The 26,666-nt window shown below is 61.8% G+C and carries 11 protein-coding genes (1 of these 11 running past the window's edge); 4 read left to right on the top strand and 7 right to left on the bottom strand.

The annotated features are described in order from the left end of the window. The first annotated feature begins 705 nt into the window (after positions 1-705). A complete protein-coding gene (locus ACP7EE_RS11180) occupies positions 706-3,288 on the top strand; it encodes a bifunctional diguanylate cyclase/phosphodiesterase (protein ID WP_426234540.1) in 2,583 nt (860 codons plus the stop codon). Here the strand turns inward: ACP7EE_RS11180 and ACP7EE_RS11175 are convergent. Together ACP7EE_RS11175 and ACP7EE_RS11170 are read right to left on the bottom strand one after the other, a co-directional pair. Then, positions 3,285-4,214, bottom strand: coding sequence for a ZIP family metal transporter (locus tag ACP7EE_RS11175; RefSeq protein WP_420648840.1), 930 nt, complete (start codon positions 4,212-4,214; stop codon positions 3,285-3,287). The two genes, ACP7EE_RS11180 and ACP7EE_RS11175, sit on opposite strands and share 4 nt — an antisense overlap. Positions 4,215-4,274: 60 nt before the next feature. After that, entirely contained in the window at positions 4,275-5,159 is an 885-nt protein-coding gene (locus tag ACP7EE_RS11170; RefSeq protein WP_426234539.1) for a manganese catalase family protein, read from the bottom strand. A gap of 326 nt (positions 5,160-5,485) precedes the next feature. Between ACP7EE_RS11170 and ACP7EE_RS11165 the strand changes: the two genes are divergently transcribed. Together ACP7EE_RS11165 and ACP7EE_RS11160 are read left to right on the top strand one after the other, a co-directional pair. Then, a complete protein-coding gene (locus ACP7EE_RS11165; protein WP_426201460.1) occupies positions 5,486-5,932 on the top strand; it encodes a short chain dehydrogenase in 447 nt (148 codons plus the stop codon). A 225-nt stretch (positions 5,933-6,157) separates the two neighbouring features. After that, positions 6,158-6,634 carry a hemerythrin domain-containing protein gene (locus ACP7EE_RS11160; RefSeq protein ID WP_426234538.1) on the top strand — a complete coding sequence of 159 codons (477 nt, stop codon included), beginning with the start codon at positions 6,158-6,160 and terminating at the stop codon, positions 6,632-6,634. A gap of 58 nt (positions 6,635-6,692) precedes the next feature. Here ACP7EE_RS11160 and ACP7EE_RS11155 read toward each other — a convergent pair whose 3' ends face one another. After that, complete coding sequence (locus ACP7EE_RS11155) at positions 6,693-6,893, bottom strand: hypothetical protein (RefSeq protein WP_420648844.1); 201 nt, start codon at positions 6,891-6,893, stop codon at positions 6,693-6,695. Positions 6,894-6,917: 24 nt separating this feature from the next. Next, positions 6,918-7,568, bottom strand: coding sequence for a glycosyltransferase (locus tag ACP7EE_RS11150; protein WP_426234537.1), 651 nt, complete (start codon positions 7,566-7,568; stop codon positions 6,918-6,920). A gap of 274 nt (positions 7,569-7,842) precedes the next feature. Here ACP7EE_RS11150 and ACP7EE_RS11145 point away from each other — a divergent pair, with 274 nt between their 5' ends. Next, positions 7,843-8,592 (top strand): helix-turn-helix transcriptional regulator, encoded by a 750-nt coding sequence (locus ACP7EE_RS11145; protein WP_426234536.1) that lies wholly within the window; start codon positions 7,843-7,845, stop codon positions 8,590-8,592. 5 nt (positions 8,593-8,597) lie between these two features. Here ACP7EE_RS11145 and ACP7EE_RS11140 read toward each other — a convergent pair whose 3' ends face one another. The 3 genes in view from ACP7EE_RS11140 to ACP7EE_RS11130 are tightly spaced (at most 56 nt apart) and all read right to left on the bottom strand, a layout consistent with a single transcriptional unit that may run on beyond the window. Then, positions 8,598-10,553, bottom strand: a complete 1,956-nt coding sequence (locus ACP7EE_RS11140) for a MacB family efflux pump subunit (protein ID WP_426234535.1) — start codon at positions 10,551-10,553, stop codon at positions 8,598-8,600. A 2-nt stretch (positions 10,554-10,555) separates the two neighbouring features. Then, positions 10,556-11,704, bottom strand: coding sequence for a macrolide transporter subunit MacA (gene macA / locus ACP7EE_RS11135; protein ID WP_426234534.1), 1,149 nt, complete (start codon positions 11,702-11,704; stop codon positions 10,556-10,558). Positions 11,705-11,760: 56 nt separating this feature from the next. After that, positions 11,761-26,666, bottom strand: partial view of a non-ribosomal peptide synthase/polyketide synthase gene (locus tag ACP7EE_RS11130; protein WP_426234533.1) — the 3' portion only. It continues 2,902 nt past the right edge of the window; only the last 14,906 of its 17,808 coding nucleotides appear in the window; the start codon falls outside the window, past its right edge — the gene reads right to left on this strand; its stop codon occupies positions 11,761-11,763.

The following is a 26,666-nucleotide window of genomic DNA, read 5'->3' as shown; positions in this document are numbered from 1 at the left end:
AGCCTTATAAGAGTGAGTTTCTAGGTTAGGATGCCAGCGCTCACATGACAGTACAGCGGTGAGGTTTGACCGGCGACCCAACAGTTTCATGCCCTCCGACACGGTTTTGCACCCGTGCCGGAATGATGATTCGGAGGGATCTCGACCGGCCGCCTCACAAGCCACACTGACCTGTAGGCTGAAGGCACACGTTTTCCGGTAAGTGCGCTGGAGGCGGCCCCCAACCTGGAGGCCAAAACGTATGAAGCTTTTGCTGCGTACGCTGAGCCTCGTATGGAGATCGTTTAAAGCGTTCCGCTTTTACGAATTCCTGCGAGACCACTTTGACGACCTGAAGTAACGGTCATCAATGCGGGGAAAGCCCGCTTCAGTTTCGGCTGAAGTGGGCTTTTTTTCGCATCAAAGATGCTGTCATTAATAGGAATAACCCACCTAAAACTGTAGGACGCATCGCAAGTTCGCGTAAGCACCATCCCAAGACCTCCCACCCAGACGACTAAACCACCGGAACCGACCCCGGAATCTCCTCCGCTTGCACTCGATCAGTGAAAGAAATGTCAGCCGTTTCAGATAAGGGCGGGCAAAGCCAAATCGAGTTCACTATGCTTTCGGCTATTCGGATCAGCGGGAGCCCGCAGAAGATCTGAACAATCTGCCAACTGCAGTGTTCCAGATGCCGTAGCAAACGGATCAAGGACGAGCGAAATGCAAACCTCCACTTACACGGCGCCAATCCTCGCTCCTCAAAGCGCAGTGACCCGGCGCCTGGCATTTGCCGTGGGTCTGCTGTTTATCGTCGGCGTGTTCGCTGCCGCCAGCGCCCTGCTTGGCATCGCCAGCCATCTCGACACCCAGGACGTCAACGAAACCAGATTCTATTCAGCCCGCGCGCTGGAAAACCGTATGATCGCTTCGAAAAACTACATCACCAGTTACGCCTACTGGACCAGCGCCTACGAGCACCTTAGCGGTGAGATCGACATCAACTGGGCTTTCACCGAGCAAAATATCGGCAAAACCCTGTTCACCAGCGACGGTTATGACGGCGTGTTCGTGCTCGATCGCGAGCGCACCAAGTACAGCGTGGTTCGCGGTCAAATGCTCGATTCGAATATCTCGACTTTCTTGCAAATGTCCGCCGCAAATCTGGTCGATCAAGTACAGAGCCAGCCGGATCTGACAAAACCGATTGCCACCTACTCGCTTTTTGAAGGCTGGCCCGCACTGATTACTGCTGCGGCGATCATCCCCAACGACGAGCGACCGCTGGGCGACCCGCAGACAACTTCGGTACTGGTGTTCGTCGACAAGCTCACGCCAACCAAACTGCGCAAGCTTGGCAGCGGCTACGGCCTGAACAACCTGTCGCTGGCACCAGACGAAACCATCGATGCCGGACAGCCGCGCGTTACGCTCGACAGCACCGGCTACAGCCTGATTGCCGATCTGGATCGACCCGGCCAACAGCTGCTCTGGTCATTACTGCCGCCGCTGGGCGGCACGTTACTGGTGTTGATGCTGCTGACCGCTTACTTTTTCCGCCATGCATTGCGCTCTTCGCGCTTCGTCGACAGCAGTTTCGCAACCATGCAGGCTGCCAATCGTGCGCTGGAGGCCAGCGAAGAACGCTTTCGTGCGGTCGCCGAAGCGGCTTCGGACTGGATCTGGGAAACCGACAATCACCAGTCCATCACTTATCTCTCCGCCCGTTTCAGCGAAGTGACCGGCTATTCCGAGGCGCATTGGCTGGGCCGCAACATCGGCGAATTATTGGTCTGCGACACCACACCGCTGGATCTGTGGTTCAACAAGTTGCCAGAGGAAACCAATGCCAGCGACCTGCGCTGCACCTACCGCGACCAGTCCGGGCAGCAGCGCCATTGCCGACTGTCCGCACGGCCGATCTTCGACAACGGATCGGTGACTGGCTATCGCGGCACCGCAAGCGACATTACCGACGAAGTCGCCGCACACGCGCAGATCCAGCACCTGTCGATGCACGATGCGCTGACCGGCCTGCCCAACCGCAACAAACTCGCGCGCTATCTGGATGAAGCGCTATTGCACAAGGAGCATTCCGCGCCCATGTCTGTATTGGTGATTGACCTGGACAACTTCAAACCGATCAACGATTCGCTGGGTCACCCGGCCGGTGATGCGGTGTTGCAGGAAGTCGCCAGCCGTCTGCGCGAGTGCACCCGCGAGCTGGACCTGGTCGCCCGTTTGGGCGGCGATGAGTTCGTGGTGGTACTCAACGGCATGGACACTCATCAGGAAATCGACAAGTTCTGCACGCGGCTGATCGGCAGCCTGCATCAGCCGATCAACTACGAAAATCACCCGCTGCACATCGGTGCCAGCGTCGGCATCGCCCTCAGCCGACGCCAGGGTTATGTGCCCGGCGAGTTGATCCGTTGCGCCGACATTGCGCTGTACAAGGCCAAGTCCGACGGCAAGAACACCTGGTGCTATTTCGAAGCGCACATGAGCGATCAGATTCAGAGTCGCCGGCAATTGGAGGACGACTTGCGCCTGGCGATCAAGAACCGCGAATTCGTTCTGCACTACCAACCGCGCTACAAGGTCGATGGCAAGCAGATCGTTTCGGTCGAAGCACTGGTGCGCTGGATGCATCCGACCCAAGGCCTGCTCGGGCCGGACCTGTTCATTCCGCTGGCCGAGCAAACCGATCTGATCGTGCCGCTCGGTCGCTGGGTGCTGCGTGAAGCCTGTCAAACGGCACTCGATTGGCCGAGTGACGTGTTTCTTTCAGTCAATCTCTCGCCGGCGCAGTTTGCGCTAAGCGATGTGGTCGAGGATGTGCGTGAAGTGTTGGTCGAAACGCGTTTTCCGGCCAGTCGGCTGGAGCTGGAAATCACCGAAAACGTCATGCTCAACGACACTGACGGCGCGCTGACCACCATGACTGCGCTCAAGGAACTCGGCGTGCGCCTGAACATGGATGACTTCGGCACCGGCTACTCGTCGCTGGGCTATCTGCGCGCTTACCCGTTCGACGGGATCAAGATCGACAAGCGTTTCATTGCCTCGATCAGCAGCGGCGACAATGATCGCGCAGTGGTGCAAGCGATCATCGGCCTGGGCAAGGCCATGGGTCTGACCGTGACGGCCGAAGGCGTGGAAACCGAGGAACAACTGGACATTCTCGGCAAGGATCAATGCAACGAAGTGCAGGGCTATTTCATGAGCCGCCCGGTGGACAAACACGCCTTCGCGGCGCTGCTGGCGGCTTCGCGCAGCGACCCACCGCAGGCAGTGCGGTCCTAGCCCAGCGCCGTGTCGAGAAACATCATCACGCCAAAACCCAGCATCAGGCCCAGTGTGGCCGGCGTCTCGTGGCCGTTGCGGTGGGTTTCGGGAATCACCTCGTGCGACACCACAAAAATCATCGCACCGGCCGCCAGCCCCAAAGCGATCGGGTAGCCCAAGGCAAAACTGCTGGAGACGCCCAGCCCGACAATCGCGCCCAACGGCTCCATCAGCCCGGAACCGACCGCAATCAACGCCGCCCGCAGCGCCGAAATGCCGGTTACCCGCAAGGCCAGCGCCACCGCAAGCCCCTCGGGAATATCCTGAATGGCGATCGCCGTGGTCAGTGGCAAACCGACCTGCATGTCACCGTTGGCGAAGCTCACGCCAATCGCCATGCCTTCCGGCAAGTTATGCAAGGTGATCGCCAGCACGAACAGCCAGACCCGGTTGATGCGCTGCGCTTGCGGCCCGCGGCGTCCGCTTTCGACATGTTCATGCGGGATGAAGCGATCCAGCCCGACCATCAACGCCACGCCCAGCGCCAACCCCGCCACCACCACACTGGCGGCCAGCAACGGGTTACCAAACAGTGCCTGCGCCGCTTCGATGCCCGGCAGAATCAGCGAGAACGAACTGGCGGCGAGCATCATGCCCGCGGCGAATCCGAGCATGATGTCCTGGGTGCGCGCGGCAATGTCGCGCAAGGCAATCGCCATCACCGCGCCGAGAGCGGTTGCAGCGAAGCCCGACATGCCGCCGAGAACGGCGTAGTGCAGATTGTCCTTGTTGGCGCCGACGAACGCGCCGTAACCGCTGAGCAACAGCAAAACGGCCACGCCGGCCAGCACCAGCCAGAAAAAAATGCCGCCCCATCCCGAGCGTGAAACCTGACGCAGCCATGAGCGCACGGGCGATCCCAGCGAAGGTGAAGGTTGCGGCATGAAAATCTCCTCTTTCCCATTGACGATCACCGCACGCCGCGAGGGCGTGCGGTAATTTCATCAGTCGCGCGGTTCGCCCTGCACACCGGCACCCAGATCGGCACCGGTGATCGGGTTGCTTTCAGGATCGGACATTGTCCGGACCTTCATGTTCAGCAACAGGTCTTCATCTTCTGCGCTGAGCTGCACGCTGGCCGTACCGTCACCGCCGTCCACCGCCGGCGCCGGATCCTCGACAAAATCCCAATCCTCACCCTCGTTCCATGGTCCGCGCATGCTGCCTTCGCCTTGGGACATGTTGTAGTAGACATTAGTGAACTCCGGCATCCCCGGAACCTTGCCCTGCGGAAAATTCGGCTGGATTGCATGCAGGGCTTTTTCGAACGACAACTGATGAGCGATTTCCCGCGTCATCAAAAATCCCAGTGCTTCTTTTACCCCAGGATCATCCGTCACGTTCATCAGACGCTCGTAAACGATCTTCGCCCGCGCCTCAGCGGCGATGTTCGAGCGGAAATCGGCAGTCGGCTCACCGATGGTGTCGACGTACGCCGCCGACCAGGGCACGCCCGCCGAGTTGGTCAGGGGCGCACCCGCGCCATACAGCAGGCTGGTGATGTGCGAGTCATTACCGGCGCCATTGATCGCGCGATACAACTCGCCCTCTTCTTCAACCCCTTCGGCCATGCGCCCCTTGGCGCCTTTGTTGAGCATGACGATAATCGAGCCGACGATCTCCAGGTGACTGAGTTCCTCGGTGGCGATGTCCATCAGCAAGTCCTTGCGGCCGGGATCATCTTCGGCCAAGGCTTGAGTGAAATAGCGGGACGCCGCGGCCAGCTCGCCCTGCGCTCCGCCAAATTGTTCGAGCAACAGGTTCGCCAGACCCGGATTCGGTTGCGCCACACGGACGGTGTATTGCAGACGTTTGTTATGTAGAAACATGACAATTCTCCTCAGGCAAAACGAGGGTCGCTGCTCATCCGATGAATGATCGAATGCGGCCCCACAGTCATGTGAAGGGCACGCCATCGGGTTAATTTCAAAATTCAGGCCTGGCTGCGACGGGCGGTGGACTTACCGTGAAATGCATGATTTCTCGTGTCCGTCGTCTGGTATCCGCCATTCAATTCAAACTTTCGCCGAGTTTCCTCTCTCCCATTGCCTCTACAAATTTCCCGCGTCTAAACCTCCATACCGGTCATGCATTTCGATGGAACCTGCTGTGATCGCGTGTTCTCTATCGCAGACCACCACGGAGGACTTGCACCATGATCGCCCCATCGACAGGTATGAAATCCGGTGAGCGTTACACCGTTGAAAGCATCGAACGCGCGCGGCACTTTCCAGGATTTTTTCTCGACGGAAAGTATTACCTCAGCCCGGAACTGCTCACGGCTGTCGGCTGGCTGGAGGGCAACCGATTTCTCTATGACGAACTCGACCCCAGCGGCGAACCGGTGTTTCCCGGACGCGTGGCCGGGGTGATCGAAGATCTGACGCTGACGCTGGCGGACGGCGCCCGTCTGCCGCTGAATCAAATGCCCTACGAGGCCCAGGACAGCATGCTTGCCGACACGCTTTCGCCGCCGCTCGACTACGAGCAGCTACCCCCTGCTCCGGCGATGCCGCGCCCCTCAGCGCGGATGCTGTTGACCGGCGCGGCACTGTTGCTCGGCACTTATCTGCTGGCAACGCGCTCGCGGCGCCAGCGCTAGGCGAGTGCTACAGCCATGGTCCCGAGCCGTGATCTGCAATGCCCGCCACACGCGCTTCATGCAGGCTGCACGAAGGCGTTGTGCCTTGAGCGGCGCAAGTCCTTGATCCTGTTGCAATGCGGTCAGCGATCAAAACTGGCACGGCAAATGCGACAGCTCCAGGGAATCCGCAGCACCGCGAGACAGCGGACTGTGTCTACCCGTGAACCGCAGAGGCAACCCACCATGAATGCCATCGACCTTCTCAAAGCCGACCACGTAAAAGTCAAAGACATCCTCAGCCAACTCAGCGAATCCACCGATCGCGCGCTGAAAAAACGCGTCGAATTGCTGGCCAAACTGGAAATGGAAATTTCCATTCACACCCGACTGGAAGAAGAGATTCTCTACCCGGCCTTCAAGGAAGCAGGCAGCAAGGAAGAGGACATCATGTATTACGAGGCCAAAGAAGAGCACCGCACTGTCGACTCACTGGTGCTGCCCGATCTGAAAATCACCGATCCGGGCACGCCGGAATTTGCCGGCCGGGTGAAAGTGGTCAAAGAGCTGCTGGAGCACCACATCGAAGAAGAGGAGACAGAAATGTTTCCCAAGGCGAAGAAGCTCTTGGGCAAGGCCAGACTTGATGAGCTGGGCGCGCAGATGGAAGCCATGAAAGCCAGTTACAAGAAAGAAATGGCGGCCGGCAACATCGCCGCTTGATCGACGAAATGAACAAGACACGGCATTTGCCGGGCCTTGTTGTATTGCGTAAATCATCCTAACCACCGCTGGTGAAAACATTCCCCGCATCGCGCACCAACTGTCGCCATTCAGCGCTGTTGATCAGACCTTGTTCTTCCATGTCGTCCGCCGCTTTAAGCAATTCGTCGTACTGTTCTTCCGGATCCATGCGCAACTGCGATTGGGTTGCCAGTTTGCGCCATGCCGCCAGTGATTCTCGCTTGCGCTGATCGATCATAGGGTTCTCGCATTCAATGGTGATTCAGGCGGTTTCAAGAGACAGCAGATAATCGGCAAATCCTTGGCGGCAGCGACTCTCCTTGCGTGCACTGGTCACCACGCTGTTGCTCGCAGTCCAGACGATCCGCGCACCCGCCCGTTCCAGATCACGCACCAGATGCACGTCCTCATGCGCCTGCAAATGTTTAAAGCCGCCGGCGCGCTGGTAGGCAATCGAGCACACGCCGAGGTTGGCACCGTGGATGTGGCGATGGCCTTCGACCGGCTGGTAAAGGCTTTCGTATCTGGCCTGAACTCGCGGTGAATGCGTGTCCCAGCTATCAACACTGACCGTTCCGCACACCGCATCGGCGCGACAATCCAGTTGCCGCACCAGCCACTGCGGCGATACCAGAGTGTCGGCGTCGGTGAACGCCAGCCAGCGCGCGCCTGCGCCAATCAGCGACTCAGCACCGGTCCAGCGCGCCTCGCCCACGTTGCGTCCGCGTGTGGTCAAGGTTTTGATGCCCATTTGCTCCGCGATCCGCGCCGAACCGTCAGAGCAACTGTCGAGCACCACGAGGATTTCCACCGGCTCATCCAACAGCGGATGCGCCGCAGCTGTAAGCACCGACTCAAGGCAATGCCGGAGCAACGCTTCTTCATTGTGTGCGGGAATGACGACGCCAATCATGTGTATGCTCCTGCCTGCCCTGTCGATCAACTGATTTCGAGTGACCGTTAGGAGACAGACCGGCGCGGATTTACCTCGGTTCGATTTTTTTCTGGACTGCATTGATATCGGCCAACGGACTGGCCGGTTATGAGCTAATAGCGCCTTTATTAAACGCTTGGTTACGCGTTGTACTAGCATAGGATCCAATTCCTGACGAATTTCGTCGGCCACGGAGCTCAAGGTCGGCGCGTCCGGGATGCAATCAGCCCATTGCAACTCATGGATGAAACACATGAATTCACATTTGTTCCCGCACATCGGCAAGGTCATTGCCAGCACCGGCAGCCGGCATTTCCCGCGCATGCTGCACGATCTGATCCTCACCCAACTGGCCGTGGACGCCACGCACATTCGCCAGATGCGCGTAGAACCGGTCGGGCACGCGCTCCTTCGCAGTGAACTGGAAAGCGCCAAGGAAGCCGCCCTGCTGGCCGAAACGGTGTACTCGGAACTGAGCAGCGCACCGCCCTCATCAGATAGGTCCGACCGTGAAAGCTTGCCAGTCACCGATGCCTCGCAGCTGCACCTGACCCGCCGCACGGACGATTACCGCTACGTGATTTCGGTGTACCGCAACGGCGCGTCCAAACGCTTCTCGGCGCACGAGCGCAGCCTCTTGCAGGACATCTCGCCAGTGCTGCTGCCGATGGTGGAAAAGCACATCAACGCCCTGCAACCTGCAATCTGTGCAGTGCCCGCCGAGCAATCTCCGGATGCGGCCGCGCAAGGTCTGCAAACCTTGCGCCTGCGTTTTTGCGAGCGCATGGATCAACTGGGCCTGAGCCTGTCGAACCGCGAACTGGAAGTCTGCGTCGGCCTGCTTGCAGGGCGCACCGCGCCGGAACTGGCCGAGCAGTTGCAACTCAAGGTCAACACCGTGGAGAGCTACCTGAAGCGTGCCGCGATCAAACTCGGCATCAGCGGCCGCCACTCGCTGATGCGCTGGATGTATTCGCCGCAGGACACATCCAGCGCCGCCTGACCAGTTTAATCGCGGGCCAACGCCTCGATAGGATCCAGCCGCGAGGCGTTGCGCGCCGGGACGAAGCCGAACACGATGCCGATCAGGGTCGAACAGGCCACTGCCGTGAGCACCGAGGCCAGCGAGAACACCATTTCCCATTCCTTGATGAACACCGAAAACAGATGGCCGATGGCGTAGGACAGCGAAATCCCAATCGCACCGCCGAGCAGGCAGACCATCACCGCTTCCACCAGAAACTGCTGACGGATATCCGACTGCCGCGCGCCGACCGCCATGCGAATGCCGATCTCACGGGTGCGCTCGGTCACCGACACCAGCATGATGTTCATCACCCCGATGCCACCGACCACCAGCGAAATCACCGCGATCAGCGACAGCAAGAGCGCCAGCGAGCGGCTGGTTTTCTGCACGGTCTGCATCACGCTGTCGAGGTTGTTGGTGTAGAAATCCTTGGTGCCGTGGCGTTGCAGCATCAGTTTGATCACGTTGTCTTCGACCACTTTGCTCGGCTGGCCGTCCTTGATGCGCACGCTGATGCTGTCCAGATAACGCTGGCCCAATAATCGCCCGGCAGCGGTTTCGTAAGGCAGCCAGACGTTCAGCGATTTGCCCGAGGCGAAGAGGTTTTTGTTTTCCGCCGCCACGCCAATCACCGTGCACGGCAGATTGCCGATCAGGATCACCTGCCCCAGCGGATCGACCCCCGCGCCGAACAAGCGCCCGGCGGTGTTGTGATCGATTACCGCCACTTGCGCCTGACGCCGTGCATCGTTTTCGCTGAATGGAATGCCCGCCTGCATCTTGATCCCGCGCACCTGGAAATACAGATGGCTGACGCCGTTGACCTGCGCATCGACGTCAATGTTGCGATAACGCAGCAGCTGATTGCGCCCGACTACGGGTGTGGCGCTGTCGACGTAATACAGTTGATTCAGCGCCGTGACGTCCGCAGGCGTGAGGGTTTCGATAGACGCCGAGCGACTGTCGCCAAAACTCGCGCCGGGATAGATGTCGATGGTGTTGCTGCCAATCGCCTGAATGTCCTTGAGCACATAGCGCTTGGCGCCTTCGCCGATGGCCGAGATTGACACCACCGAGGTGATGCCGATGACAATGCCGAGCATGGTCAGCAAGGTGCGCATGCGGTGCGAAATCAGCGCGACCCAGGCCATGGCGAAGGCTTCTTTGAACAGCCCAAGGCTGGCTACCAAGCGCCGCGCCGCGCTGGCCTTGGCTGGCACCGACTCGGTCGGCAACTGCGCGGTGTCACGCTCGTTGCGCCGGTCGCTGAGAATTTCACCGTCACTGACCTCGATGATGCGCTCGGCATTCGCTGCGACTTTCGGGTCGTGGGTCACCAGAATCACCGTGTGCCCGGCCGCGTGCAGCTCCAGCAGAATACGCATTACCTCTCTGCCGCTGGCGGTGTCGAGCGCGCCGGTCGGTTCGTCGGCGAGAATCACTTCGCCGCCGTTCATCAAGGCACGAGCGATACTCACCCGTTGTTGCTGGCCGCCAGAGAGCTGACTCGGGCGATGCGTCAGATGCCCTTGCAGCCCCAGCCGCGCCAATAACTCACGGGCGCGGGCGTGGCGTTGCAGTTGCGGCGTGCCGGCGTAGATCGCCGGCATCTCGACGTTGTGCATCGCGCTCAAGTGCGGCAGCAAGTGATAGCGCTGGAAGATGAAACCGAAGTAATCGCGGCGCAGCTCAGCGAGGGCCTGATCGTCCAGATCGCGGGTTTCCTGGCCGTTGATCTTGTAGCTGCCGGCAGTGGCGTAATCAAGGCAGCCGAGGATGTTCATCAGCGTTGATTTGCCGGAGCCGGAAGCGCCGATGATCGCCAGCATTTCCCCGGCATGGATCGTCAGGTTGATGTCCTTCAGCGCAAGAAACTCTCGGTCTCCGGCAGTGAAACTACGGGTGATGCCGGTCAGTTGCAGCAGCGGTTCGCTCATGTTCATGACCCCGCCACATTCGACACCGGATCACCGATCACCACCCGGTCGCCCTCGGCCAGCCCGGCGTTGATCTGCACCTTGACGTTGTTGTTGATGCCGGTCTGCACATTGCGCGACTGCGCCTGACCCTTGGCATCGAGTACACGCACCGGAAAACTGCCGTCGGCATTGCGCGGGCCGAGCGCAGCCACCGGAATCGTCAGGGTGGATTTGGCGGTGTCGAGCACCACACGCACCTGCGCCGTCATCGAGATGCGCAAGCGGTGATCGGGGTTTGGCACCTCGAACAACGCGTTGTAGAACACTGCGGTGTTTTGCTTGGGCGTGCCGGCCGGCGCGGTTTCAAGGAAGTTCTGTGGCGCCGGTTCGGTGCCGCGCAGCTTGCCGTAATAGCGTTTGTCCTCGCCGAGAATGGTGAAATACACCTCCTGCCCCGGCTCGATATGGATCACATCGGCTTCTGACACTTGGGCCTTGACGGTCATGGTGTCCAGATCCGCCAGTTTCAACAGCACCGGCGCCAACTGGCTGGCGATCACCGTTTGCCCTTCCTGGGTAACGATGCCGACCACGTCCCCATCAATCGGGGCAATGATTCGGGTGTACGCGAGGTTGACCTTGGCCGTGTCGATCTGGATGTGCGCGCTTTTGATCTGCGCATCCAGCGACAGCAGATTGGCCTGCTGCACTTCGTAGTTGGATTGCGCGGTTTCGAAATCCTGACGCGAGATCGACGCGTCCTCCTGCAAATCCTGATAACGCTGGTAAATCGCTTTGGTCTGCTTCAGCTGCGCCTGGGTCGCACGACGTTGCGCTTGCAGGTTTTCCTCATCGACCTGGGCCTGACGCAGCGTGTTTTGCAGCACCAGTGGATCGATCTCCGCCAGCCACTGGCCCTTTTTCACCTTGTCGCCGACCTTGACCTTGAGCGACTTCAATTGCCCGGAGACCTGCGCGCCGACATCCACCTGCTTGATGCCTTCGAGCAACCCGGTAGCCAGCACCGCGTTTTCAATGTCACTGCGTTCGACCGTAGCGGTCAGGTATTGCGGCGCTTCAGCCGGGGCCTGTACCGCATAAAACACCAGCCCACCCACCGCCAACAACGCCAATCCCATAGCGACTCTGCGCAACTTCGACTTTTCCATAAATGCCCACAAAATCCGTTAAGGGTGAGCCCGGCCAGCGACCGGGCTGCAGAAAATCAGGACAGCACTTCACCGGCCTTGTGCGTCAGCCCGTCGTGCCACCACGCCGCGAGGCTGAACACATTCGGTGCCTTGAGAATCGTGAAGTGGTTGCCCGGCCCGTACCACACCGCCAGATCGCTGACCTGCCGTTGCCAGCCATCGACCAGCGCCGCTTGCTCACTCTGATTGCCCTCGGCATCGAGTTTCGGGTCATCGACCAGCGCCAGCCGCACCGGCCCGCTGTAACTCAGGGTCGGCTGATACAGCGTGCGCAATGCCGTAGCGAAGGTGCGCACCGGACCATGCATCGCATCTGCGACCGCGCGTGGCGACAACACGCCAGCACGCACCATGCCTTCGTGCAGCAGGCGCATTTGCGTGCTGTCGTCGGCATCGGCGAAGGCCTGCGGATCGATTTCCAGGGATTTGCCGGAAGACAATTGCAGCGTTTCGATCAAGCACTGCAGCGCCGCCGTGGTGGTGTGCGGTTTGCCCGTCACCTCGTTGTCATCCGGCGCCTCAGTGTCGATCAGGGTCAACGAAGCTACCGCACGCCCTGCCGCTTGCAACTGCGCGGCCATGGCATGCGCGACCCAGCCGCCGAACGAATGACCGATCAAGTGCACGGCGCCTTCGGGGTAAACCTGTTCGATGGCGTGCAGATAAAACGCCGCAGCCGCCTCGACCCGGGTGTGCGGCACGCTGACGCCATCCAGACCACGCGGTTGCAGACCGTGGATCGGCCACTCCGGCCCGAGTGCCTCGGTCAGCTGGATGAATCCGGTCACGCTGTCGCCCGCCCCCGGTATGCAGAAGATCGGCGCCTGCGCGGCTTGTCCGGTCTGGATCGTCAGCAGCGGTTGATAGGTCACGGGCGCCGGCACGCTCGCCGCCTCCAGTGCGCGGCTGAGGGTGTCCGCCAGCGTCTGGATATGCGGCGCTTGCATCATGCTTTTGTGGTCGCCCGGCACATCGATACAACGCAGCAAATCCGCCGAGATCTTCTCGCCCCAATAGCGCGTGGGGCTGGTTTCCAGCTGTCCGGGCATCAGCGACTGGGCGCGCAGCAGATGGATCGGCTGACTCGCCGGGCTGACCCGGTAATGCGCCAACGCCTGACCGTGCGCGGCTTCACGTTCGAAGTAGTGCCACGCATCGGCGGGCGCAAGCGCAGCCAATTCTGGATCCGGCAACTGATGCTCGCAGCAATGTGTGAACAACTCTGCGAAGTCCATGTGCGGCATTTGAGCTTCGAGCCGGGCCACCGCCGCTTGCTGATAGGCTCCCGACAATGACGCACGCGCCTGGCAATGTTGCAGCAACAGACGCTCGTGCAGATGGGCGCCGCTCCATTGCGCCTTGTTTTGACTGGCCGGGCGCGGCGCATACGTGTCGATCATGCCGACGAAGGCCACCGCTTGATCCAGCCCAAGCAATTGCTGGGCAATTTCATACGCCAACAACCCGCCGAACGACCACCCTGCCAGACGATACGGCCCCTGCGGCTGCACCGAACGCATGATCCCGACCATGCGCGTGGCCATGCATTCCAGCGTGCGCAGTTGCGGTTGACCGAGCGGCACGCCGGGCAAACCATAAATCGGGAACTCGCCAGCGATGTGCATGCCCAGCGCCGGGAAATACACGTCCCTGCCGCTGAACTCATGCACCAGAAACAGCGGCGTACCTGTCGCTGCCGCGCGCACGATGACCAAGCCTTCCGGCTGCTCGACAACTGCGTCGCCCCGGCTGAGCAATGTTGCGACAGACTCGATGCTCGGGTGCTGGAACAGCTCGGCCAGCGTCACTTGCAGCCCCGCACGTTGCATCAGATTGACCAAGCGGATCGCCAGCAACGAATGCCCGCCAAGTTCGAAGAAATTGTCGTGGCGACCGACCTGCTCGACACGCAACACCTCGGCCCAGATCTGCGCCAATGCGCTTTCGACTGCGCCTTGCGGCGCCTCGTATTCGCGGCAGACGACCGAAGCGTGATCCGGCGCCGGCAAGGCTTTGCGATCAACCTTGCCGTTCGGCGACAGCGGCAGCGTGTCGAGCAGCACAAACGCGCCCGGCGTCATGTAATCCGGCAAACGCTCCAGCACATGCGCGCGCAGCGCTTCAATACCCGGCGCGGAATCGCCGTCGCGTATGCTGAAATACGCCACCAGCCGCTCGTCACGCACCAGCACCACCGCTTCACGCACCGCAGGATGCTCGATCAGCCGCGCTTCGATTTCGCCCAGCTCCAAACGCAAGCCACGCAGCTTGACCTGGAAGTCATTGCGCCCGAGAAATTCGAGATTGCCATCGGCGCGATAACGCACCAGATCCCCGGTGCGATACAGCCGGTCACCGGCCACGAACGGGCTGTCAATAAAGCGCTCAGCCTGCATCTGCGGCAAGCCGAGATAACCGCGTGCCACGCCAACCCCGCCAATGTGCAACTGGCCGCTGACGCCGAGCGGCACCGGTCGATCATGCGCATCTAGAACATACAGCCGGGTGTTGCAGATGGCGCTGCCAATCGGCAGCTCGCTCTCCGGCACCGGCATTTTTGGCTCCAGCGTCCACGCGGTGCTGTCGACCGTGGCTTCGGTCGGGCCGTAGACATTATGCAAACGCACCCACGGCAGGCGTTGGCGCACGCTGCGGGCCAAGGCTGCGGTAAGTTCGCCGCCACCGCAGAACACGTCGCTGAGGCTGCTGCACTGACTGACGCCTTCCAGCTCGAGGAATTGTTGCAGCAGCGCCGGCACGAATTTGACCACGCTGATTTGCTGCTCGCGAATCACCTGCGCCAGATACGCTGGCTCGCGATGGCCGCCGGGACGCGCCAGCACCAGCCGTACACCGGCCGTCAGCGGCCAGAAGAATTCCCACACCGAACCGTCGAAACTGAACGGGGCTTTTTGCAGCAGCGCCGCATCCGGCGTCGGCGGGCAGATCTGCGAGCCCCAATGCACCAGATTGCACAGGCCACGATGTTCGAGCATCACGCCCTTCGGCGTGCCGGTGGAGCCGGAGGTGTAGATCATGTAGGCCAGGTTCGAGGCACTGAGGCCCGATACGTGCGGGTTGGCTTCCGATTGATCAAGCCAGGTACAGCGGTCGAAATCGATCAGCGGCAGAGCGTTGTCTGCAAACAGATCCCGCGTCGGCGCATGCACCAGCACCGCGACCGGCGCGCTGTCCTGCAGCATGTAATGCAGGCGTTCCAGCGGATAATCCGGGTCCAGCGGCACATACGCGCCGCCCGCCTTGAGAATCCCCAGCAGGCCGATCACCAGTTCCAGACCGCGTTCGACGCAGATCGCCACCCGCGAGTCCGGTTGCACGCCTTGTTCGCGCAGATGATGAGCGAGTCGGTTGGCCTGTTCGTTGAGTTCACGGTAAGTCAGGCATTGCTCGCCCGCCTGTAACGCAACCGCGTCCGGCTGGAGCCGCACCTGCGCTTCGAACAGCATCTGGATCGGCTGATCAATCGCGCAATCGACGGCCGTGGCGTTGAAATCTTCAAGCAGCAGCCGCCGCTCGTCCTGCCCCAACAAGTCCACCTGCTCGAGGATCGTTTGATCACTGGCGGCCATCGCCCGCAGCAACTGCTGGAAGTAACCGACAAAACGCTGAATCGTCGACTCGTCGAACAACGCCGTGGCGTAGTTCAGCGCGCCGCGAATGCCGTCCTGCGCCTCACCGAGACTCAGCGACAGATCGAATTTCACCGAATGACTTTGCGCCGCCACGCCTTCCAGCGTCAGGTCGTCCAACGCCAGCGTCGGCCCGACGCTGCTGTCCCAACTGAACAGGGTCTGGAACAGCGGACTGTGCGCCAGACTGCGCACCGGCCGGGCGATTTCCACCACTTGCTCGAACGGCAGATCCTGATGACTCTGCGCCTCCAGCGTGCGCGCCTTGACCTGCGCCAGCAGCGCCTCGACGCTCGGTTCGCCCGAAGTGTCGATGCGCAGGGCCAGGGTGTTGACGAACATCCCGATCAGGCCTTCGATTTCGGCCCGGCTGCGGTTGGCCACTGGCGAACCGATCACCACTTCGGACTGCCCGGCCAGGCGACTGAGCAGCATCGCCCAGGCACTGAGCAGGGTCATGTACAAGGTTGCGCCGTGACGCTGCGACAGTGCTTTGAGTGCAGCGCTCAGTGGCTGGTCGAGGAAAATTTCGACACCGGCACCGCTGTAGTCATGCTGCGCCGGGCGCGGCCGGTCGAGGGGCAAGGTCAACACGCTCGGCGCACCGGCCAAGGTCTGTTGCCAGTAATCGCTCTGACGCTGCAACACGTCGCCAGTCAGCCAGCGCCGTTGCCACACGGCGTAGTCGGTGTATTGCAGGGCCAGCGGCGGCAGCGGATCTTCCTCACCTCTGCTGAACGCCTGATACAACGCCATCAGTTCGCGGGTCAGCACGCCCATCGACCAGCCGTCGGCGATGATGTGATGCACGGTCAGCAGCAGCACATGGTGATCTTCGGCCAGGCGCACCAAACGTCCTCGGAACAAAGGGCCGTCCTGCAAATTGAAGGGCGCGCAGGCTTCGGTTTCGATCAGCGATTGCAGGGTTTGCTCGGCGTGCGGGTGCCCGCGCAGATCCTCGAGGCGCAGCAGCAAACCGCTGTCGAGCGGAGCTATCAGCACTTGCGCCTGATCGTTGAATGAAGTGAAACGGCTGCGCAGGGTTTCATGGCGGGCGACGATGCGCGACAACGCCTGTTGCAGCGCCACCTCATCGAGCTGACCGCGCAAGCGCAGGCCAATCGGAATGTTGTAAGCGGTATTGCCGCCCTGCATTTGCGCGAGGAACCACAGCCGTTGCTGCGCGAACGACAGCGGCAGCACTTCATCGCGCGACGCTGGCAGGATGTCCGGCAGCGTGGAGCGTGCGGCCCCGCTCAATACCTCGGCCACGGCCGCCAGTTCAGCGTTGGCGAACAGATCATTCAGCGTCAGCTCCACCCCGAGCTGCTGCCGCACCTGCGAAACCATGCGCATCGCCAGTAGCGAATGCCCACCGAGTTCGAAGAAGTTGTCGTGGCGACCGACCTGCTCGACCTGCAGCACCTCGGCCCACAACCGCGCGAGGGTTTGTTCCAGCGCAGTGGCCGGGGCCTCGTAGAAACGGCTGAGCAACGCGTCCTGCGCCGGGATCGGCAAAGCTTTACGGTCGACTTTGCCATTGTTGGTCAGCGGCAAAACGTCGAGGCGCACCCAGGCTGCCGGCACCATGTATTCCGGCAGCCGCGCTTGTAACTGAGCGCGTAGATCGGCGCTTTGCACGGTTGCATCGCTCAGGGTGAAATAAGCCACCAGACGCAGCGGTTCCTGGCCGTCCTGACGCGCCAGCACCACGGCTTCCTTGACCCCATTGCAGCTCAGCAGACGATTTTCGATTTCCCCCAGTTCAATGCGGAAACCGCGAATCTTCACCTGGTCATCGTTACGCCCGATGCACTCCAGTTGCCCCGCCGCATTCCAGCGAGCCAGGTCGCCAGTGCGGTACAACAGCGCGCCGGGCTTGTCACTGAACGGATCTTTCAGGAATTTCTCGGCCGTCAGATCCGCCCGATTCAAATATCCCAGCGCCACGCCCTGCCCGCCGATGTACAACTCGCCAGTTACGCCGAGTGGCACTGGTTGCTGCTGCGCGTCGAGCACATACACCTGCGTGTTGGAGATCGGCCCGCCAATGGGCACGTTGTCGGCGTCATCTGCCACGGCGCGCACTTCGAAAGTCGTGGCATAAGTGGTGGTTTCAGTCGGCCCGTAGCAATGCACGATGCGCAGCTCCGGCGCCTCGGCCAGCAGCGTGCGGAACGCCGCCGGATCAGCGCGCTCGCCACCGCACAGCAGAATGCGCAAGCCCTTCAGCGCCTCGGGAATCAGTTGCACGTACTGGTTGAACAGCGCCGTGGTGACGAACAGGATCGTCGCCCCTTTTGAGGCTAACTCGCGACCGAACGCCAGCGGATCGAGCAGAGTCGCATGATCGATCACCAGCACCTGAGCGCCATTGAGCAACGCGCCCCACACATCCATGGTGCTGGCGTCGAATGCCGGATTGGAGGCAAACACCACGCGATCCTGCGAATTGAAATCGGCATAACCGTTGTTGATCACCAAGCGGCCGATCGCCCGGTGCGGCACCATCACGCCCTTCGGCGTGCCGGTGGAACCGGAGGTGTACATGATGTACGCCAGCGATTCGCTGGACTGCGGCAGATCCGGGTTGTAATCCGGCTGGCCGTCGAGCACCAATGTATCGACATCAATGCGCTTGACCGGGTAATCGACCGCCATGTTGCTCAAGGTCAGCAACGCCGCCGCCCCACAGTCGCGCACCATGAACGCCTGACGTTCGCTCGGGGCATTGATGTCCAGCGGCACATACGCCGCCGCGCACTTGCTGATTGCGAGTTGCGCGACCAGCAGATCCAGCGAACGCGGCAGCAAAAGTGCCACATGCGCGCCCGGCTGTACGCCCTGTCCGATCAACTGATGCGCCAGCCGATTGGCCTTGGCGTTCAACTCGAAATAGCTCAGGTTTTGCGCGCCATGCACGGCTGCGATGGCCTGTGGATTGACCAGCACTTGCGATTCGAACAGCAGGTGTACGGTCAACGCCTGCGGGTAGTCGCGCGCCGTGGCGTTGAAATCCACCAGCAGGCGTTGCCGCTCCTGTGCTTCGAGGATCGGCACCTGCTCCAGCAGCGTCAGATCATTGCTGACCATCGCCCGCAGCAGCCGCTGGAAGTAGCCGACATAGCGTTTGATCGTCGTCTCGTCGAACAGCGCCGTGGCGTACTCCAGCCAGCCGCCAATTCTGTCGCGTGCCTCGCCCAGCGTCAGGGTCAGGTCGAACTTGGCGACGTGTGCCTGGCCACCCAGCGCTTCCAGTGTCAGATCGGCGAGGGTCAGTTCGGCGCCGCTGGCGCTGTTCCAGCTCAGGGTGGTCTGGAACAACGGGCTGTGCGCCAGACTGCGCGCCGGTCTGGCGATGTCCACCACTTGCTCGAACGGCAGATCCTGATGCGCCTGCGCTTCCAGCGAACGCGCCTTGACCCGCGCCAGCAGCGCTGCAACGCTCAACTCGCCCGAAGTGTCGATATGCAATGCCAGCGTGTTGACGAACATGCCGATCAGCCCTTCGATCTCGGCGCGGCTGCGGTTGGCCACGGGCGAGCCGATCACCACATCGGATTGCCCCGACAAGCGACTCATCAACATCGCCCAAGCGCTGAGCAGCGTCATGTACAGGGTCACGCCATGGCGCTGCGACAACGCTTTGAGGCCGGTAGTCAGTTCGGCGTCCAGCCAGATTTCCACCCCGCCGCCGCTGTAATCCTGCTGCGCCGGACGCGGACGGTCAGTCGGTAACGTCAACAAGGTCGGCGCACCGGCCAGCGTTTGCTGCCAATACTCGCTCTGCTGTTGCAGCACTTCGCCGCTCAGCCAGCGCCGCTGCCACACGGCGTAGTCGGTGTATTGCAGCGCCAGGGGCGGTAGCGGGTCTGGCTCGCCACGACTGAACGCGGTGTACAGCGCCATCAGTTCGCGGGTCAGCACGCCCATCGACCAGCCGTCGGCGACGATGTGATGCACGGTCAGCAGCAACACATGGTGATCATCGACCAGCCGCACCAGGCGACCGCGAATCAGCCAGTCATTGTGTAAATCGAACGGCGCCGAGGCCTCGTCCTCGATCAGCTTTTTCATGCGCTCGCGGGTGTTCGGCTCGCCACGCAGATCGTCGACTTGCAGCTGGAATACGCTGTCGACCGGCGCAATCTGCACCTGCGCTTGATCGTTGATTGTCGTGAAGCGACTGCGCAAGGCTTCGTGGCGGGCGACGATCCGCGCCAATGCCTGTTGCAGCGCGGACTGGTCGAGCCGCCCGCGCAGGCGCAGGCCCAGAGGAATGTTGTAGGCCGCGTTGCCGCCCTCCATTTGCGCGAGGAACCACAGGCGTTGCTGTGCGAAAGACAACGGCAGCGCTTCATCGCGCGCCGCCGGGAGAATGTCCGGCAAGGTCGAGCGTCCCGCGCGGGTCAGTACTTCGGCCACGGCTGCCAATTCGGGGTTGGCGAACAATTCACTCAAAGGCAGCTCCACGCCCAACTGCTGCCGCACTTGCGAGACCATGCGCATGGCCAGCAGCGAGTGGCCGCCGAGCTCGAAGAAGTGGTCGTGACGGCCGACCTGTTCGACCTGCAACACCTCGGCCCAGATCTGCGCCACCGTGGTTTCCACCTCGCCCAGCGGCGCGGCATATTCGCGGCTAAACAGCGCCGCGCGATCCGGCAGCGGCAGGGCCTTGCGGTCGACTTTGCCGTTGGCGGTCAGGGGGAAGTTATCGAGTTTGACGAACGCCGCCGGCACCATGTACTCGGGCAATTGCGCCAATAATTGCCTGCGCAAGTCACTGGCTGTCAGTGGCTCGATCTGCGGTTGTTCGGTGAAATACGCCACCAGTCGCGGCTGCCCGGGTTGGTCCTCGCGAGCCAGCAACAGCGCTTCCTTGATGCCGGGGAGCTGGCTGAGGCGGGTTTCGATTTCACCGAGTTCGATGCGCACACCACGGATTTTCACCTGGTCGTCATTGCGCCCGAGATACTCGAGAGTGCCGTCGGCGCGCCAGCGAGCGAGGTCGCCGGTGCGGTACATGCGCCCGCTGTTGAATGGATCATCGAGGAAACGTTCAGCAGTCAGCTCGGGACGATTCAGATACCCGCGCGCCACCCCGGCGCCACCGACATACAACTCCCCCGCTACGCCAATTGGCACCGGCCGCTGTTGCGCATCGAGCAGGTACACCGTGGCATTAGTCACCGGTTGGCCAATGTGCAAAGTCTGCCCGGCTGCGAGCTTGCCGGAGGTGGCGACCACCGTGGCCTCGGTCGGGCCGTAGTTGTTGATCACGGCAAAGCGCTGGTTGCGGCTTAACTGGCGCAGACGATCACCGCCGATCAGCAGCGTGCGCAAGGTCGGATGGTCAAGATTCTGGCTGAAGGCGTATTCGGCCACCGGAGTCGGCAGGAAGCTCACATCCAGCGGTTGCCCGCGCCACCATTCGAGCAGCGCGTCGATATCCTCGTTGCCATCGTGAGTCGGCGCCAGGTGCAGGGTCGCGCCGGAGCACAGTGCTGGCCAGATTTCCCAGGCCGTGGCGTCGAAGCCAAATCCGGCGAGGCTGGAAGTGTGGCGGCCGGCGCCCAGGTCGAACGCTGCACAATGCCAGTCGATCAGGTTGGACAGCGTCTCGTGTTCGACCATCACGCCTTTGGGCAGGCCGGTCGAACCCGAGGTGTAGATCACGTAGGCCAGGTGTTCGGCGGTCAGACCGGGCACTGTTGGGTTGTGCGTTGCAGCGTTGGGCCAGCTGCGAGTGTCGAGCTCAATCACCGGCACCTCCAGCGCCGGCAGTCGTTCAAGCAAATCGGTTTGCGTGAGCACCGCGACCGGTGCGCTGTCGCTCAACAGGTAGTGCAGGCGCTCGGCGGGATGCGCCGGATCGACCGGCACATAACCGGCGCCGGCCTTGAGAATCGCCAGCAGCCCGACCAGCGTCTCCAGCCCGCGCCGGGCGACGATGGCTACTCGGTCGTCAGGCCGCACACCGAGATTGATCAGGTGATGGGCCAGTGCGTTGGCCTCGCGATTCAGTTCGGCATACGTCAGCTGTGCCCCAGCGAAAACTGCCGCAAGCGCCTCTGGCCGTGCAGTTGCCTGAGCCTCGAAGCGCTGCGCAATCGTCAGCCCGCGTGGATACTCAGCCGCCGTAGCATTGAAGCCGACCAGCACTTGCTCAAGTTCGGCGGCAGGGACAATCGACAACCGATCCAGCCCCGACTGCGGCGAATGTTCCAGCGCCTCCAGCAACTCGGCCAAGGCCTGATGCATATAAGCGCAAACCCGCCCGGCGTCGATCCCGGCACCGGCCAACGTCGTCAGGCTGAAACCTTCGCCGAGGTCATCAACGCTCAGGGTCAGGCGATAGTTGCTGTACTCCTCGGCCTGCAGCAATTGCATGCCGCGCCACGCCGTTTGCACCTCGTCGGATACCGCGCCCATCGGCGAGCTGTGGCGGTAATTGAGCAAACAGCTGAACAACGGCGTGCCCGGCGCCATCGCGCTGCAATGTTGCACCAGCGCCAATTGCGCGTGTTCATGTTGCAGCAACTGACTCAAGCGTTGATGGGTGTCCAGCGCCGCGCCTTTGGCACTGTGTGCGCCCAGATCGATGCGCAGCGGCAAGGTGTTGATGAATACGCCCATTGCGCGCTCCGCACCTTCGCCGCCCTGTAAACGCCCGAGCAACACGGTGCCGAACACCACGTCGTGGCACCCGGAGAGTTGTCCCAGCACTTGCGCCCAAGCCAAGTGCATCAGGCTGGCGGCGCTGACTCCCAGTCGCCGGGACTGCGCGCGTATGCGCCGGCTCAGCGGATTTTCCAGCGCCAGATGCGCCTGTTGCGCCAAGCCCTCCTGCGCCGGGTTGTGGCCGTAAGGCAAAGTCGGTTCATCAACACCACCGAGCATCTCGCGGAAGAAGCTTTGGTGATCCTGCTCGCTCAGCCCCGAGCGCGTGCGCGCCACATAATTGCGGTACGGCACTGGCTCAGCCAGACGCTGCGCCTGACCCAGCAGCACGGCCTGCATCTCGTGACGCAACACCTCCAGCGCCACGTGATCCATGACCAGATGATGGAACAGCAGCAACGCCACCACACGCTGATTGGCCGGATCCGGCGCATGCACCACGCGCATCAAGGGTGCTTGGGTAACGGGCATGCGATAGTGCGCAGCGTCGAAACGGCTGCGCAGTTGGGCCATTGCGTCCCCGCCCGCTGCGTCAATCGTTTGTGCCTCACATTCCAGCGCCGCGTGGCGCCAGACCACTTGCACCGGTTCCTCCAATCCCTCCCAGAACAGCGACGTGCGCAGCACATCATGGCGGTCGATCACGCCTTGCAACGCTTGCGTGAAAGCGTGCAAACGCTGCTCATCGGCAAACGCGAATTGCGCCTGCAACACGTACGAATCGCCCTCGGTTGCCGACAGGTGATGGAACAGAATCCCCGCCTGCAACGGCGCCAACGGATAAATATCCTGCACGTTAGCCGCGCCACCCGGAATGCTGGCGACAATGCGTTCGATGGCTGGCTGATCCAGCGCAACCAGTGGCAACAGCTCAGGCGTGATCTGCGTGCAGCCTTCAGGAATAAGATTGGCCGGCACGTCGACTTCCTGCGCCCCACCAACGGCCGCCGCCAGCGCAGCCAGGGTCGGCTGGCCGAACAGCACGCGAATATCCGCTGATAACCCGGCACGCCGCATGCGCGCCACCAGATTGACCGCCAACAGGGAATGCCCGCCCAGTTCAAAAAAGTGGTCGTGGCGCCCTACTCGCTCGACTTTCAGCAGCTCTTCCCAGAGGCCGGCAATGGCGATTTCCACCTCGCCAATCGGCGCCGCATATTCACGGGTGCTGAGCGCCGACTGATCGGGTGCGGGCAATGCCTTGCGCTCGATTTTGCCGTTCGGACTCAGCGGCAATGCATCCAGATGCACGAACAGCGCCGGCAGCATGTAATCCGGCAGATGCCTGAGCAGATCAGCGCGCAGCACTTCGGTATCCAGCGGTGTGCCGACGTAATAGGCCACCAGACGCTGGTCGCCGGGCACGTCTTCACGGGCCATTACCACGCAATCCTGTACGCCTTCGATCTGGCTCAGACGCGCCTGAATTTCCCCGAGTTCGATGCGCAAGCCACGGATTTTTACTTGATCGTCATTGCGGCCAAGGTATTGGATATTACCGTCCGCCAAATAGCGGCCGAGGTCACCTGTGCGGTAAATCCGTGCATCAGCGCTGAACGGATCCTGGAGAAAGCGTTCGGCAGTCAGCTCCGGACGATTCAGATAACCCCGCGCGACCTGTTCGCCGCCGATATACAACTCCCCAACCACGCCCAAAGGCACCGGTTGCTGCCACGCATCAAGGATGTACACGCGGGTGTTGCACAGCGGTTTGCCAATCGGCGGCGCGCTGTCCGCCAGAGGCGAATTCGGTTCCAGCGTCCACACGCTGCTGTCTACCGTCGCTTCAGTCGGGCCATACACGTTGTGCAGGCGCACCTGCGGCAGACGCTCGCGCACACTGCGCACCAGCGCCGCGCTCAGCTCGCCGCCACCGCAAACAATCTCGGTAAGGCTGCGACACTGGCCAACATCTTCCAGCTCAAGAAACTGCTGCAACAGCGCCGGGACGAATTGAATGACAGTGATCCGTTGCTCGACGATTACCCGCGCCAGCTCAGCCGGATCGCGATGCGCATCCGGGCTGGCCAGCACCAGACGCAAACCGGCCGTCAGTGGCCAGAACAGCTCCCAGACCGAGGCATCGAAACTGAACGGAGTTTTCTGCAACAGCGCCGCGTCGGCCACGGTTGGGCACAACTGGGCACTCCAGTGCAGCAGATTGGCCACACTGCGGTGCTCGACCATCACGCCTTTCGGGGTGCCGGTGGAACCCGAGGTGTAGATCACGTAAGCGAGGTTTGCCGCAGTCAGGCCGGGCACTTGCGGATTGCGCCCGGACTGGTTTTGCCAGGTGCAGCGATCGAGATCGATCAGGTTTGTCGCGCTCGCGCCGAGCAAGGAGCGCGTCGCGCCATGTACCAACACCGCGACCGGTGCGCTGTCCTCCAGCATGTAGGCCAGACGTTCCGGCGGATACACCGGATCCAGCGGCACATAAGCGCCGCCGGCCTTGAGAATGGCCAACAGACCAGCCACCAGATCCAGCGAGCGCTCGACGCAAATCGCCACCCGCGAATCCGGCCCTACGCCCTGCTCAATCAAGTGCTGCGCCAGGCGATTGGCCTGCTGATTCAACTCGGCGTATGTCACATGACGCTCGCCCGAAACCAGCGCCACAGCGTCTGGCGTGCGCAATACCTGCGACTCGAACAACCCGTGAACAGTCTGCTCAAGGTCAAGCTCGACAGCGCTGGCATTGAAGTCGAACAGCAAGCGCTGGCGTTCGTCCTCCGCCAATAGATCCACCTGTTCCAGCAACGCTTGATCGTTATCGACCATCGCCTGCACCAGGCGCTGGAAGTAACCGACGAACCGCACAACCGTCGCTTCATCGAACAGCGCCGTGGCGTACTCCAGCACACCGCGAATCTCGCCCTGCACCTCACCCAGCGTCAGCGACAGATCGAACTTGGCAAAGTGACTCGGCTCGGCCACGCCTTCCAGGGTCAAATCCCCCAGGGTCAGGCCGGAACCGTTGCCGCTGTCCCAACTGAACATGGTCTGGAACAACGGACTGTGCGCCAGACTGCGCGGCGGTCTGGTGATTTCCACCACTTGTTCGAACGGTAGATCCTGATGCGCCTGCGCCTCCAGCGTGAGCGCCTTGACCCGCGCCAACAGCGCTTCAACGCTGAGCTCGCCCGAAGTGTCGATGCGCAGCGCGAGGGTGTTGACGAACATGCCGATCAGGCCTTCGATTTCCGCGCGGCTGCGGTTGGCTACCGGCGAACCGATCACCACGTCGGACTGGCCGGACAGGCGACTGAGCAACACTGCCCAAGCGCTGATCAGCGCCATGTACAGGGTCACGCCGTGCCGCTGGCACAGCGCTTTAAGTCCAGCGGTGAGGCGCTCATCGAGCAGCACCTCAACGGTGCTGCCAGCGAATTCCTGCTGCGCCGGACGCGGGCGATCGGTCGGCAGCAGCAACAATGCCGGCGCACCGGCCAGCGTTTGCTGCCAGTACTCGCTCTGCCGTTGCAGCACCTCGCCGCTCAGCCAGCGCCGCTGCCACACCGCGTAATCGGTGTATTGCAGCGCCAGCGGCGGCAGCGGATCCGCCTCGCCGTGGCTGAATGCCTGATACAACGTCATCAATTCGCGCGTGAGCACGCTCATCGACCAGCCGTCGGCGATGATGTGGTGCACCGTCAGCAGCAGCACATGATGATCATCGGCGAGCCGCACCAGGCGCCCGCGAATCAGCGGATCGTCCTGCAAATCGAACGGGCCGGACGCTTCGCCTTCGATCAGCGCCTGCAACACCTCGTCAGCCTGCGGGTGCTCACGCAAATCCTCGACTCGCAGCAGCAAACCGCTGTCGACTGGCGCGATCAGCACCTGCGCTGCATCGTTGAACTGGACGAAACGGCTGCGCAGGGTTTCATGCCGGGCGACGATCCGCGCCAGCGCGCGTTGCAGCGCATCGTCATCGAGGCGACCGCGCAAACGCAGGGCGATGGGGATGTTGTAAGCGGTGTTGGCACCTTCCATCTGCGCCAGAAACCACAACCGCTGCTGGGCGAATGAGAGCGGCAGCGCGCCGTCACGCGGCACCGGCAGGATTTCCGGCTGGGTGCTGCGCGCCGCCTGAGTCAGCACCTCGGCCACCGCAGCCAGTTCGGCATTGGCGAACAAGTCGCTCAAGGCCAACTCGACGCCCAGGCGTTGGCGCACTTGCGACACCATGCGCATTGCCAGCAGCGAGTGCCCGCCGAGTTCGAAAAAGTGATCCTGGCGTCCGACCCGCTCGACTTGCAGCACGTCAGCCCAGATCTGCGCCAAAGCGATTTCCAGCTCCCCGTGCGGCGCCGCATATTCGCGGGTGAACAGCGCGCTGTGTTCGGGTTTCGGCAACGCCTTGCGGTCGACTTTGCCGTTGGCGGTCAGCGGCAGAGCGTCAAGCCTGACGAACGCCACCGGCACCATGTACTCAGGTAATTGGGTCAGTAAATGCGCGCGCAACTCGCCCACTGCCAGCGGTTCAACCTGTGCCTGTTCGGTGAAATACGCCACCAGCCGCACCTGGCCCGGCTGATCTTCACGAGCCAGCAACACCGCTTCCTGAATCCCCGGGAGCTGGTTGA

This window comes from Pseudomonas sp. TWP3-2 (genome assembly GCF_049897765.1).
Lineage (GTDB): Bacteria > Pseudomonadota > Gammaproteobacteria > Pseudomonadales > Pseudomonadaceae > Aquipseudomonas.
The sequence above is the reverse complement of the archived record's forward strand: the minus strand, read 5'-3'. Positions and strand labels throughout refer to the sequence as shown.